Raw genomic sequence first — 14,348 nt, forward strand, 5'->3', positions numbered from 1 at the left:
AGAATAATTTAAATGTATTATAAAAAATATGAAAAAAAATTAAAAAATAATTAACAAAAAGCCACAACATTTAAGTTGTGGCTCATATTTACTATTATTTTTTTCTTATTCTCTGTTCTTCACTAAAATCCATCCGGTGTATTTGATTGGAGTTTTGGTTAAATCCGGCTCATTCCATGTAATGTGATACCAGTATGTGCCGGTAACAACTTTTTTATTGGATTGAGTTCCGTCCCATCTGAAGTTATTAAGCTTATCACCAGTGAAAATCTTATTACCATATCTGTCATAGATAACGAAGGTAAGATTTTCTTTGTATGCTAATTCTCTATAATCTACATAGTCGTTTACATTATCACCGTTCGGAGTTATTGCATTTACCAAATTCGGTACTGTAACCTCTACAGAAATAGGCGTACATCCGAAAGAATCTCTCACATAGAATGTATGCTGCCCTCTTGATAGATTTGTGAATACATTCGAATCTTGCCATGTTGTTGTTCCGTCAACAGCAAATTCGTATGGTGCAATTCCGCCGGTTACTATTACGGTCGCCGTGTTGTTTGAGATTTCAATTGAAGTGATTACAGGATCCTGTGCTTTCTTTACACTTACAAATTGTTTCACAGGGCATCCCGAATCCTGAAGTATTACCCAGTATTCTCCTACCGGTACTTGCTGTATAGATTGTGTAGTTGCACCTGTGCTCCAACGGTAAGATTGATAACCAGGTCCTGCATCTAATGTAGTTCTGTCATCAATACAAATATATTTGTCTACCAACAATGGTGATCTCTTAGGTGGAGTCACTTTTAAGTTGATTTTAGCAATGGCATAACATCCGTTTGCATTAAATACTCTAGTATATACAACACCGTTTCCTGAAATATAAGTATCTACACCCAGAATTTTATTGGTTCCGTTACTTGCATCGGTAAATGTAGGATAGAACTCTTGAGTAATAGGAGATTCTGTAGTTACGTTCGCCGTAGTAAGGTTAAACAGAGCTTTAGTTTCATTGTTTTCCAAGAAACATTCTGTCAGGGTAGCTTCGTATACCACTGGAGTAGGATGGAAGTCTAAAGTTATTTTAGCATTTCCTACACATCCTTCTGCTGTAAGAACTCTTACATATACTGATCCCAATCCTGAGAAATAATTGGTAGGATCTGTGATCTGATTTGTATTTGCATTAAGATCAGCTAAAGTAGGATAGAATTTTTTGGTTGTCGGAATTGTGTTGTCTGTAACATTTGCTGTTGTTAAATCAAAATATCCTTTTCCTGCATACTGACAAGCTTTAATTGTTCTGTCCGTTAGTACGAAAGGAACCACATTAAGGTTAAGTGTTACTTGCTCACAGTCTACAAATTCAGTGGCATTTCCACAGAATTTAAATACAATTTTATCTGGTCCTAAGTATCCAGCATTAGGAACATAAGTAATTACTCCTGTTGAAGGATTAAGGGTTGCCGTTCCGTTTGTAGGCTGAGTGATAATTGATACTGTACTTGGTACAGGTGTTTGCGTAGAATTTGTAAAAGTAGGTACAATAGCTTTTGTACCACAGATATTTATATTCTGTGTTGTTTGTCCTAAACAAGTAAATACTTTGTAAATAGGAGTTGTCACCGGAGGGCAGCTTCCCATTGTTACTCTTACAGTATAGTTACCTGCAACCGTTGGCGTTATCGTGTGGCTGGTAGCTCCTGCAATTGGAGCGTTATTTAAAAACCACTGATAGGTATCGTAGCTGTCGTCTACCTCCAGAATGATTCCCGGAATACATTCTCCTGTCTGCTTGGCAATTACCGGAACAGAAGAGAATCCTGCAAAGTATCCTCCATAACCTGATGTGCTATATCCTCCATTAATACCCGCTGTTACAGCTTTATTAGATTGGATGGTTATCGTTCCCGACATATTTTCCAATCCGTAGGTTACCCAGGCTGTACTTCCATTGAGAGTGTACGGGCCTTGTGCAGCAGTAGGTGTCGTAGCAGGTCCTCCGTTAACACTGTATGTAACGGTAGCTCCCGCCTCTGTAATGATGTTTAATTTGATATTCTGTGTGTTCATCGGTACAACACTTGCTCCACCAGCTCCTGTAGGCATTTCGTCTACTTTTGGTAATTCGTCAATTTTTCTAGGCAGGAAACAGTTCAAAGGCGGAATATAATTAAACCCACCTGTTTCATTCTGATTTAAGATAGATACCAATTGATATAAATACACATTTTTAGAAGTGGTAACAAGCATGTTGTAATGTCCGGATGTACCCTGTGCTACATAATCGTTTCCTGATATTCTGTACATTTGACCCTGGTTAAGCGTTGCAACAGAAATACCTGATCCGTTCAGAAATACCTGAGTATTGTTTTCTGTAGCGACAATAATACCTCCTTCCATATCTGCAGAAGAAGATCGCGATCTTACCATAGCGAAGGTACTTCCTAATCTTTCTACCGGTACTGATTGGTCTAAAATAATATCGGATCCTCCACTTGTCACATTCCCGAAATTACCATTCACATTTCCGTTGGTTAATACAATTGGTTTGCTTGCTACAATCTTTGCACCAATAAAGTTATTGATGTTCGAATTGCCTATACCCGCATATACAAAAGACTCTCCTTTATTTAAAGTGAAAGTATTGGTTGTCGTTGTAGGAGCACCACCTATAAATGTAACTGGTGCATTCCAATTAGTTGTAACGACCGTATTGTCTTCAGTCGCCATTACCCCTGCCGTGAAATTACTAGAAGTGGCAGTAGATGGGGTAGCCACCACAAAAAATTCTTTTCCTGTACCTGCTTTTCCTTTACTGGTTAAGATTTCCGCGTGTGCAGTACCGCTTACCAACCTTAAGGTGCAAAAAAATGGTTTGATCCCCTTAAGATAAAGGCCTCGATTAATTACATTAAATGCATTTGCTGCAGTATTTACGGAAACATTGGCTGAAGGAACCGTAAATACTTGCGGATTTCCTTTGCTGATGGAAACAACTCCTAATACATTTCCAGGAGCTGTTGAACTGTTACTGGTAATTGTAACATCAAAAGGCGTTACAGAATCTGTAGACAGATAAACAGACTGGGTGGTAGAAGAAGATGCATAGAAGGGAGCAATCCAATGATCGGTATCTCTTTGTGCAAAAAGAGAACCGAATGTCAGAAAAACTAATACTAAGCTCAGTAGAAATCTTTTCATAAATTATAGAATTAGGATTTCTACAAAATTAAAATAAAATTTAATATATTGTTAATAAATCTTAAATAAATTGTAATATTTATTCTCTATTTTTAATTAATAGCCATCCAGAATGTGAAACTGGTAATTTTGTATCAGGCTCAACCCATCTGATAATATACCAATATGTGCCTGTTGGCAGACTTCTTCCGCCGGGTTTACCATCCCATTTATAATTGTTGTTCGAAGATTTGTAAACTGTTGCACCATAGCGATCTGCTACTTCGATATTTACCTGATCTTTAATCTTTAAATCAGAATAATCTAAAACATCATTTCTTCCGTCACCATTTGGTGTTATGGTATTGATCAAATTTAAAATTAAGAAATCTTTAATGACTGGAAGACATCCATCTCTTCCGATCACATATACTTTGTGAGGCCCTCTTGTAAGTCCGGAAAATACGTTTGAATTCTGATAGTCGGATCCGTTCAGAGAATACTGATAAGGAGCTGTGCCTCCTGAAACATTTATCGTAGCAGTAGTTCCCGTTACCACAATACTTGTAATTGTAGGAGCTTGTGCTGCAGTTACATTTACGGTTTGTCTGTAAACACAACCGTTGAATTCAAGATCTACAAAATAAGTTCCTACACCGACCGTAATCGTAGATGTTATTGCACCAGTGCTCCATAAATAAGATGTAAACCCGTCACCTGCATTTAAGACTGCTTTGTCATCTGAACAAATAATCTGGTCTCTAAGAATATCAGATTTTTTAGGAGATTTTAAACTAATAATTAAGGTAGCAGTATTCGGACAGCCATTTCCACTTGTAAATCTTATGTAGAAAGTTTTAGGTGAAGTAATTGTCTGGCTTGAAGCTAATGTATTTATTCCAGCCTGAGCATCAGCTAATGTTGAGTGAAAAGTCAATGTCACCGATGGATCTGTAGTAAATTGGTTCTTATAGTCGTTTAAATTAACATTCTGAGAACCATTTAAATCATTGTCACAAATTTCGGTTGTAACATTTGTGGTTAATAAAGTTATTTTATTACCAATTTTGAAATCGATCTGTCCGAAAGACGAAGGGCATACAGAGCTTGAACCGTCAACTCTTACATAGACTGTTGTGTTTGTTGTGTAAGTCCAGTTTACTGGAAGCGTGTTGCCGTTTCCTGCATTGGCGTCAGTCTGATTTAAATAATATCTTACCGTAAAGCTTCCTGAATTTGCTACAATCTGAGGAGTTACCGTATTAAAATTTACATTAATGATTCCGTCAAAATTATCATCACAAAGAACAGCATTGTAGTTTGAAGTATTGATGTTCGGGGATGGAGTAACCGTTAAAGTGATTTGAGCAACTTTTGTACATCCATAAGCGGAAGTAATATTGGCATAAATAATTCCTGCAGGCCCTGTATAATTTGTAGGTAAAGGTATTTGACCGGTTAAATTCGAATTGGTAAAATAAGTAATCGTAGTTCCTGTTGCTGAAGTAATATTTGCGGTAGTCAGATCGTAAGTTCCGTTTCCTGAAGCATTGCTGCATGAACTTAGTGAAGCATTGTTTGCCTGAAGAACATCTGTATTAATAATAATCTTAAAGTATTCAAATGCAAAAGGATTTCCGTTACCCTGAATATAATAGATAAATGTATCTGTTGTGTTTACCGTTGTTGGGTTTGGCGTGTAGGTAATCTGTCCGTCTGTCGGGTTTACGGTCGCAGTACCAGAAGTTGGCTGAGAAATTATTGTGGTAAGCGACGGAACAATAGTTTGTGTAGAACTGGTGAAAACTGGTGTTATTACTTTTGTATTACAAGATCCGATTGTATAAGTTGTTGTAGAAATCGGCGGACACAAAGTGTAATTATAGACCGTAGTTAACTTGGTTTCACAATTATTTTTTGTTACAGAACAAGTATAAGCTCCGGCTCCGTACAACTCGGGGTTGATAAAATAGGTGGTTGCTCCGGTTATTGCTACACCGTTCAGAAACCATTGATAGCCATCATAATTGTTGTCTACCTGAAGTCGGATTCCTGCATAACAGTCTCCTATTTTTATAATTGCCGGAACTGATGAAAACCCTGCAAAATAACCGCCATATCCTACAGCGCCACTTCCAGCTGCAATCCCTGCAGTCATTGCTTTTGTAGAATTCAAAGTAACGTTTCCTGTAACATTCTGAATAGAGTAGCTTACCCAGTTCGGATTTCCTGTTACCGGATAAGGTCCGTTTGCAGCCGCAATGTTTGTTCCGTTCAAAGTTACTGTTGCTCCCGCCTGAGTAATGATATTTAATCTTGTGGCAAAATTCTGACCCCCGATCTGGTTAATATAACCTATCTCATCAATCTTATTTGGCATGAAACAGCTTAAAGGCGGTATGAAATTCATTCCTCCTGAAGCATACTCATTTCCGTTGGTGGCACCGGACAATAATTGATATACATAAATGTTTTTCGTTGAAGAAATATTCATATTGTAATGGCCATTTCCCTGATGCTGATATCTTGCGCTCGGTACAATGTAATATTGTCCTTCGTTAAGCGTTGTTGTAGTTCCTGACCCGTTAAAAGTTATCTGAGTGTTGTTTTCTGTAGCGATGATCAAAGCGGTTTCCATCTGGGAAGTTACCGTTCCGTTGCCTTTTACCACCACAAAGTCTTTTCCTAAACGGTCTACAGGTACAGCCTGATCCATCAGAATATCATTGTTTGTAAGATTCAGAGAGGTATAGGCTGCATTAAAGTTTCCATTAGTGACAGAAATTGCTTTTGTTGCAACAATTTTCGCTCCTACAAGTCCGTTTTTGTTGATGTTTGACCAAGAACTTACTACATCCAGGATATAAGATTTTCCTTTGTTAAGCGTAAATGTTCTTGTAGGAGAAGAAACTCCGTCAGAAAAAGTGATGCCCGGATTATAACCCGAAATTGTTACCACAGTATTATCTTCAGTAGCAGTTACTCCGATGGTTGCATTCATATGATCTTCAGATCCTGAAATAGGGGCAACCCCTGCATAAAATGTTGTGCCTAATCCTGCAGCGCCTTTTGATGTTAAGATTTCAGCATGGTTTTGCATGGCAAATCTATAGTTGGCAAAGAATTTTTTTGTTCCTTTTACATTTAATCCCATATTGTTTGGTGTAAACAATTGAGATTGAGAGGATGCAATTAAAAAATTATTGGGTATAATAATCTGAGCAGGATTGTTTTTGCTTACCTGAACGGTTGTGTACAAAGTATTGTTGTTGAAGATCTGTACAGAAAACGGAACGGTTTCGTCAGTAGATAAATATAAATATCCTTCAAGTCCGTTTGTTCCGGCTTTAGCCGACATCGGTGCAAACCAGTGTTCATTATCAAGTTGAGCATTAAGGATTAAGCACCAAAATGTACAAATAATTAGGAGAAGTCTTTTCATGCCTCAGTTTTAGGGGCGACAAATTTAGGTATTAATAATCAATTTTTTATGCAATATTTTTAACATTTAATTATAATTTAATAAAATTTCAATAATTTAAAATAAACTTCATATAGTATTAATATTGTAATTGCGCTATTCCACAAAAAAATCCCGATGAAAAATTCACCGGGATTAATATTTTAAAATCTAAAAGATTACAAGCTCACTCTGATAAATCCAGTTACTTTAAGATCTCCGTTTACAGACTTCACATAATCAGCAACTGAAATAGAGCTGTCTTTAATGAAATCCTGGTGTACCAAAGTATTGTCTTTGTAGAATCTCTGCATTTTACCTTTCAGGATATTGTCGATAATGTTTGCAGGCTTACCTTCTTCAGTAAGTTTATGTCTTTCGATTTCTAATTCTTTATCGATAGTTTCCTGAGAAACTCTGGTTTCGTCAAGAGCGATCGGGTTCATTGCAGCAGCCTGCATAGAAACAGATTTAGCAGCTTCGTCAGCACCGTCTACTTTTGCAGAAAGTGAAGTAATGGCAGCGATTTTGTTTCCAGCGTGGATGTAAGCTCCTAAGAATGGCCCTTCGATTCTTTCGAATGCACCGATCTCGATTTTTTCACCGATAACACCTGTTTGCTCGATCAATTTCTCAGCAACAGTCATTCCGTGGAAATCTGTAGCCAATAATTCTTCTTTAGTAGCAGCGAAAATAGCCATTTCAGCCAATTCGTAAGCAAGCTCGATGAACGCTTCGTTTTTAGCAACGAAGTCAGTCTCACAGTTTAAAGAGATAATAGTACCTAAAGTGTTATCTTCATTTACTCTTGCGATTACAGCACCTTCAGAAGATTCTCTGTCTGCTCTGTTAGCTGCAACTTTTTGTCCTTTTTTTCTAAGGATATCAACTGCTTTTTCGAAGTCTCCTTCTGCTTCAACTAGAGCTTTCTTGCAGTCCATCATACCTGCACCTGTTTGGTTTCTTAATTTTGCTACGTCTGCAGCAGCTGGTGTATAAGACATAATATTTATTATTTTTTATTTAAAATTATTATTAACTTTAATAGTTTATTTTTAAGCAGTGCAAAGATAATGATTTTAATGATAAACTAAAAAATGACTTTTAACGTTATAGTATTTATTTAATAATTTTTTAAAAGGTTTTATCTACATGAAAAAAATATTCCTAATCATATTCCTTTCCGTTTTCAGTATAGGCTTTGCTCAGAAGAAGAAAAAAGCCAAGGCGACTAAAGCTGTCGCAGAAAAAGAAGTAGTCATTATTTATACATTGGAAGAAGCTATGGCAAGCTCCGAACCAAGAATTATCGCGGGTTTTATCAAGCAAAACCCCGGACACGAAAAAAATAATGATCTTAAAAGAAAATTGGTCACCATCATTATGGCAGATAATTCTATTGAAGCCAAACCGACCATAAAACCAATCAGTAAAGACAAAATTGAGAAAATTGTCAGCAATAACGAGCTGAATAAAGGTAAAGATTTGGCATCCACTGCAAAAGCAGCAACGCCGGAACGTACCGTAACATATGCATCAATGGGAAGTTCAAGCAAAAAATCGGAGCCGAGTGAGCAGGCAAAAAAGACAGCCTCGTTGCTTACTCATCTTTTTAGTAATGACCCGAATAATAATGAAGCGTACGTTAACATCAAAAATCTTTCAAAATGCCGACTTATCGTAAAAATCAGCGGTAAAAAATATTATAATCTCGATGTTCCTGCAAAAGGAGATAATTTCGTTTTGATTGAAAAAGGCGATTATGTGGTGACGACGTCCGTTTGCGATGCAAAATATTCTTCGCTGAAAAAAATAAACAAAGACATAGAAATTCAGTTGAATGTCGCTGAATAAAATAAAAAATCGGTTAAGAAATTTCTTAACCGATTTTTTATTTTTCAATATTTACTATCCTTTAAACTGTCCCATTGCAATGAACTTGTCTTGTCTTTGGGTTTCCAGTTCTTTTCCTGTGAATTTTGAGAACGCTTTGATGTTCTGCAAAATTGAACTTTTAAGGTTTAAATAGGTTGTTTCCGGATCGTAATGCGCTCCTCCAAGAGGTTCTTCCACGATTCCGTCGATGAATTTTTCTCTTAAAGCATCTTTCGGAGTAAGATTCAATGCATTGGCTGCATCTTCTTTATGATCCCAGTTTCTCCAAAGGATTGATGAGCAGCTTTCCGGTGCAATTACCGTGTACCAAGTGTTTTCTAACATATACACTTTGTTTCCGACACCAATTCCTAATGCTCCGCCACTCGCTCCTTCACCGATAATGTAAGTGAAAATGGGAGTTTTAAGCATGGTCATTTCGAAAATATTTCTTGCGATTGCTTCACCTTGTCCTCTTTCTTCAGCTTCAAGACCAGGATAAGCTCCCGGTGTATCGACCAAAGTTACTACAGGAATTTTAAACTTTTCAGCTAATTTCATTAGTCTTAAAGCTTTTCTGTATCCTTCAGGATTTGGCATCCCGAATCTTCTGTATTGTCTTTCTTTTGTAGTTCTTCCTTTCTGGGTTCCGATAATCATTACTTTCTGTCCGTCAAGCGTAGCAAGCCCACCGATCATTGCAGGATCATCTGCGAAATTTCTGTCACCGTGAAGCTCAAGGAAGCTGCCTTTATCTACCATCCCGTTGATATAGTCTAATGTGTAAGGACGATCCGGATGGCGAGATAGTTGTACTCTTTGCCAAGGCGTAAGATTTCCATAGATTTCTTTTTTCTTTTCTATGATCTTATCTTCGATTTGGCTGCATGCTAATTTTACATCAACACCACTTTCTTCTCCTACTAAAGAACAAGTTTGGTATTGATCCATCAAATCTTTTATAGGAAGTTCGAAACTTAAATATTCCATTTCTTGAAGTAAATTAAATCTTTCAAATGTATGAAAAATTATGGTAATTTTATTTAAAATTGTTTATAGCATTGCTTATTCTGGCGGTAGTTTCCTCTTTACCAAGAAGTTCCATGATGTCTGGAACGTCCGGTCCTTTCAATTCGCCTACCAAAGCTAAACGTAACGGCATCATTACTTTCCCCATTCCCAAACCTTTATTTTCAGCAAAATCGTGAACGGTCTGCTTTAAAGCTTCAGCATTGAATTCAGTGCTTTCTAAATGCGTTGCTAATTCTCCTAAAATTGAGGAAGTTTCTTCATTCCAGGCTTTTTTCGATGCTTTTTCATCGTAAGAAGCTGGTGCTTCGAAGAAAAATTTTCCGTTTTCGTAAATGTCTTTCGGGAAAGTGGCTCTTTCTTTCATCAGATAAATGATCTTCAACAATTTTTCATTAGAAATATTTAAACTTAAATCTGAATTTTTAAGGATGTTCAATAATTCTTCATCCGAAGTTTTCTGGATATACTGATGGTTGAACCATTCTGCTTTTTCTTTGCTGAACCTTGCTCCGGCTTTATGAACTTTGTGGAGATCAAATTCTTTTGCCATTTCATCCAAAGACAAAATTTCTTTATCATCTGCAGGAGACCAACCTAAAAGTGCCACCATATTGATAAAAGCTTCCGGAAGGTAACCGCTTTCTCTGTAACCTTTAGAAACATTTCCCGTTTCAGGATCTGTAAAATTTAATGGGAAAACAGGAAATCCGAACTTGTCACCGTCTCTTTTGCTTAGTTTACCTTTTCCTTCAGGTTTTAAAATTAAAGAAAGATGCGCAAACTGAGGTGCTTCCCAACCCATTGCTTCATACAATAAAGTGTGTAATCCTAAAGAAGGTAACCATTCTTCTCCACGAATTACATGAGAAATTTCCATTTCGTGATCATCGATGATGTTGGCAAAATGATACGTCGGCATCCCGTCGTTTTTCACCAAAACTTTATCATCTAAAGTGTCTGTGTTTACAGCAGAATTTCCTCTGATAATATCTACTAAACCCAATGTTCTGTCAACAGGCATTTTGAATCGTACGACATACGGTGTCTTTTCATTCAATAATTTTTGCACTTCTTCTTCAGGAAGGGCAAGACTGTTTCTTAAACGGTTTCTGGTTTTATTGTCATAGGAAAAAACTTCACCTTTTGCTTCATATTCAGCACGGATGGCATCCAATTCTTCAGCGGTATCAAAGGCAATATATGCGTAATCAGTTTTTAAGATCTGCTCGGTATATCTGTCGTAGATGTCTCTTCTTTCAGATTGTCTGTATGGAGCAAATTTCCCTCCTTTTTTAGGACTTTCATCAGCGATAATCCCGCACCATTCAAGGGCTTCTTCGATGTAGTCTTCTGCACCTTCCACATATCTTGCAGTATCTGTATCTTCTATTCTCAATACAAATTCTCCGCCTTGGTTTTTAGCAAAAAGATAATCATATAATGCGGTTCTTACGCCTCCCAAATGCAAAGGTCCTGTAGGACTTGGAGCAAAACGGACTCTTACTTTCTCCATTTTTAATTTTAATTTTGGTGCAAATTTAACGAGACTTTCTTGTAAAAAAAAGGAATTCTATTTTGGATTTTTTATCAGAATGTAATTTTTGTATTCTCCGAACCGGATTTTCAGCAAATCTTCGATGGGTTGTAGGTATCGGTCTTTCTTTTTCCAGACTGCCTGAGTTTTATCATGATTAAAAACGAAATCATAGCTTGCAATAGCTTCTGCCATTACTTTAGGATGTGTTCCGGTGAATTTTATTACCCGGTCTACCGTATTATAATTGAACTCGTCTTTTGGAGCTTCTTCTAATTTTTTATCAGAATGACCATAATAATAAACAAAATTATTGGCCTTTAACGACATTGTTCTTTTAGATTTTACCGAACTGTAATGATATATCGGTGCATTTAATGCTAAAACTCTTAGTTTTTCACCCTTTTCAGATCCATTTTCGTAATTTTCAATAGATTTGAATTTTCTGAATCCCTGAGAATCGATATAAGCTCTGATATTGGGATCATACTTGAAAATTCTTATTTCATTTTTATGAACCCTACGACTATTACGAATGCTGTTATAATCACCCCAGAAATGAATAAATGGTTGTAAAAGTCCATCAATGTCAGGGTAAGAATCAGCTTCTTTAATTTTAGATAAAATTAAGGGATAATCTTTTTCGTGCAGTACTTCATCTGCCTGAATATGAATAATCCAATCCGCAGATTTTGAAACGTTTTCGTATGCAATATTGCATTGCTGGGCAAATATTTTACCACCTCTTGTCAAACTGTCGTCCCAGATCGTGTCAATGATTTTTATTTTCGGATCACCAAGATTCAAAATAGCTTCCCTGGTTCCGTCTGTAGAATCACCAACTGCTATTACGAACTCATCACAAAGTGGGAGAACCGACTGAATCGACTCCAGAAAAGGAACACCATAAGTAAAGCCGTTTCTTACATAGCTGAATGCACTGATTTTCATTTGGTAGTATTAGTGAGGGCAAAAATCTAACTTTTTTTTCAAACCCGAATCATTTTGAAAAAAATAATTTTACTTTTGTAGATATATAAAGTTATAATATGCTAGAAATTGGAGAAAGACCTTGGGGAAAATACTATGTTTTGGCTGATGAGCCCAATTATAAGTTGAAAAGGATAGAAGTAAACCCTGGTCAGAAATTATCTTACCAATACCATCACAAAAGACAGGAACAATGGACGGTCATTGAAGGTGATGCCACTGTTGTTCTTGATGATAAAGAAATTAAATTAGGTTACGGCGAAAGCATTTTTATTCCGCTTGGCGCAAAACACAGAATGATGAATCTTTCTGAAAAACCTGTGGTATTTATCGAAGTACAGACCGGAACTTATTTTGGTGAGGATGATATTGTGAGGATTGAGGATGAGTATGATAGGAGCTAAAATGTTTTGTAAATGAAAATTATATTTCATGAAAATCAATTGTGTTATAGAGGCACGTCTAATGCACTTTTTGATTATGCAAACTATAATGAGACAATTTTAAATAATGAGTCTGTAATTCTTTATCCAAAAGATAGTCCGAATAATATCAGTGAGGCAATAACTCGATTTGAAAATAGATTTGAGGTGATAGCTTACAATGATGTTGCAGATAGAGATCGTATCATCAATAGCTTAAATGCAGACCTTTTTTATGCAATAAAGTCCGGACAAAAAGAGACTGATGCTCCTGTTGATTTAATCAAAACAGTTATTCATGCTGTTTTTAAATATAATGAACCATACGGAGATGTTTATGCCTATGTATCAGAATGGTTATCAAAAACGATGAGTGACGGGCAATTACCTTTTGTACCTCATATAGTTGATTTGCCCGAAGTGAAAGGAAATCTACGTGAAGAACTAAATATTCCTAAAGATGCAATTGTATTTGCCAGATATGGCGGTGCTGATACTTTTGATATAGATTTTGTGATGGATGCGGTAAAGAAAACTGCCATTAAAAACAAAAATATTTTTTTCATTTTTATGGGGACTAATGAATTTGTAAAAAGAAATTTTTTCAGATCATATAAAAATATTATTTTCCTTCCTCCAACAACTGATGTAGAAAGAAAAGTTAAATTCATTAATACTTCCGATGCCTTTCTTCACGCAAGGCAGCAAGGTGAAAGCTTTGGTATAGCAGTGGGAGAGTTTTCCATTAAAAATAAACCCATCATCACATGGTCTGGCTCTGATGAAAAATCACATTTGGATATTTTAGGTGAAAAAGCAGTGCTATATAATGATAAAAAAGATTTACTACATATTTTAAATAATTTTAAGCCTGATCCTACTCAAGATTGGGATTGCTATTCTCATTTATTTAATCCTAAAGTGATTATGAGCAAATTTGATGAGGTTTTTATGAAATAATTAGCCTAAAGATTTTAAATAAAGTTTTATTCTTTTTTTTAATTTAAGAGGCATCGTAATGTAGTTCTGATGATGATTTTTCTCAAAATTGATGATGAATTCATCTATGTTTTTAGAAGGAACGAATATAAGTTCTTTCCAATCACTTGGCGATAGAGGATGGAAATTTTTAAATTCGGTGTAATTTTCTTGGTTCAGTTCATACCATCTTTTATAAAACTCTTGGGTATCAAAATCATTATTGTGTCCCCAGTTATTGATTTTTTGAAGAATTTCTTCTGGGCTTCTTGCCCAAGATTGATGAATATTGTTAAAATCTAAGTGTAAGGTATAATTGTTTTTCGGGAATCTTGCATTTACATATTCAGGAGTATTTGTGATGAGAAAGCATGATTCTGTAAAGGGAGCCACTACAAAAAATCCCTCCTCTGTCTGTTTAAAAAGTGTAACGAAGTTTACAAAAAAATTAACAGGTGTTTTTGTGGGATTTCTTAAAAGATATTTTTGTTTTCTTAAAAAATGTGCTAGTTTATCAAATCCTACGGGATATTCGTCACTGTCAATTTGAAGATGCCATCCACCGCTACCCATTTTTTTCGCAAGCATATTTCTTTGTCTTGTATCAAGATCTATTGTGCTAACCCCTTTTACATAAAACGTGTCTGCATAAAACACGATTTTTTTTTGGTGATCTAATTTCTGAATTTCAGAAAAAACAATTTCGGGAATTTCAAAATCATTACCTGCCCATGTTTTTCCATCTTGGTCGTAGCATATAAAAATTTGGTCAGAAAAGTCATATATCTGTTTTATGGAATTAAATATAAATTTGTAGTCATAGGACAAAAGATACCCTACTTTAATAATATTTTTTGAATCAGTCATA

Annotated in this window: 10 protein-coding genes; 3 read left to right on the forward strand and 7 right to left on the reverse strand. The window is 35.9% G+C overall.

Annotated elements, in window-relative coordinates; all coding sequences use genetic code 11:
- Nucleotides 1–105 precede the first annotated feature (105 nt).
- The 3 genes from BA768_RS05505 to tsf all read right to left on the reverse strand — a co-directional run bounded on the left by BA768_RS05505 (nucleotide 106) and on the right by tsf (nucleotide 7,653).
- The gene (locus BA768_RS05505) at nucleotides 106–3,210 is read right to left on the reverse strand and encodes a gliding motility-associated C-terminal domain-containing protein (RefSeq protein ID WP_065720008.1); all 3,105 of its coding nucleotides are present in this window, start codon (nucleotides 3,208–3,210) and stop codon (nucleotides 106–108) included.
- 79 nt (nucleotides 3,211–3,289) lie between these two features.
- Entirely contained in the window at nucleotides 3,290–6,631 is a 3,342-nt protein-coding gene (locus BA768_RS05510; protein ID WP_065720009.1) for a gliding motility-associated C-terminal domain-containing protein, read from the reverse strand.
- Between the two features lie 197 nt (nucleotides 6,632–6,828).
- Nucleotides 6,829–7,653, reverse strand: a complete 825-nt coding sequence (tsf, locus tag BA768_RS05515; protein WP_065720010.1) for a translation elongation factor Ts — start codon at nucleotides 7,651–7,653, stop codon at nucleotides 6,829–6,831.
- A 148-nt stretch (nucleotides 7,654–7,801) separates the two neighbouring features.
- Here tsf and BA768_RS05520 point away from each other — a divergent pair, with 148 nt between their 5' ends.
- Nucleotides 7,802–8,503, forward strand: coding sequence for a DUF6759 domain-containing protein (locus BA768_RS05520; RefSeq protein WP_047479289.1), 702 nt, complete (start codon nucleotides 7,802–7,804; stop codon nucleotides 8,501–8,503).
- A gap of 54 nt (nucleotides 8,504–8,557) precedes the next feature.
- Here the strand turns inward: BA768_RS05520 and BA768_RS05525 are convergent, their stop codons facing one another.
- From BA768_RS05525 to BA768_RS05535, 3 genes are read right to left on the reverse strand one after another with little or no spacing between them, the layout of a single operon-like run.
- Nucleotides 8,558–9,514 carry an acetyl-CoA carboxylase carboxyltransferase subunit alpha gene (locus BA768_RS05525; RefSeq protein ID WP_034678969.1) on the reverse strand — a complete coding sequence of 319 codons (957 nt, stop codon included), beginning with the start codon at nucleotides 9,512–9,514 and terminating at the stop codon, nucleotides 8,558–8,560.
- Between the two features lie 49 nt (nucleotides 9,515–9,563).
- Complete coding sequence (gene gltX / locus BA768_RS05530) at nucleotides 9,564–11,069, reverse strand: glutamate--tRNA ligase (protein WP_065720011.1); 1,506 nt, start codon at nucleotides 11,067–11,069, stop codon at nucleotides 9,564–9,566.
- Between the two features lie 57 nt (nucleotides 11,070–11,126).
- Nucleotides 11,127–12,041 carry a hypothetical protein gene (locus BA768_RS05535; RefSeq protein ID WP_065720012.1) on the reverse strand — a complete coding sequence of 305 codons (915 nt, stop codon included), beginning with the start codon at nucleotides 12,039–12,041 and terminating at the stop codon, nucleotides 11,127–11,129.
- Nucleotides 12,042–12,139: 98 nt separating this feature from the next.
- On the opposite strand from BA768_RS05535, the gene BA768_RS05540 reads away from it, so the two are divergent.
- Nucleotides 12,140–12,484 carry a phosphomannose isomerase type II C-terminal cupin domain gene (locus tag BA768_RS05540; RefSeq protein WP_065720013.1) on the forward strand — a complete coding sequence of 115 codons (345 nt, stop codon included), beginning with the start codon at nucleotides 12,140–12,142 and terminating at the stop codon, nucleotides 12,482–12,484.
- Between the two features lie 12 nt (nucleotides 12,485–12,496).
- Nucleotides 12,497–13,462, forward strand: a complete 966-nt coding sequence (locus BA768_RS05545; protein ID WP_065720014.1) for a hypothetical protein — start codon at nucleotides 12,497–12,499, stop codon at nucleotides 13,460–13,462.
- Here the strand turns inward: BA768_RS05545 and BA768_RS05550 are convergent, their stop codons facing one another.
- The gene (locus BA768_RS05550) at nucleotides 13,463–14,347 is read right to left on the reverse strand and encodes a hypothetical protein (protein ID WP_065720015.1); all 885 of its coding nucleotides are present in this window, start codon (nucleotides 14,345–14,347) and stop codon (nucleotides 13,463–13,465) included.
- Between the last annotated feature and the right edge of the window lies 1 nt (nucleotide 14,348).

The organism is Chryseobacterium sp. CBo1, assembly GCF_001693475.1.
Classification (GTDB): Bacteria; Bacteroidota; Bacteroidia; order Flavobacteriales; family Weeksellaceae; genus Chryseobacterium; species Chryseobacterium formosense.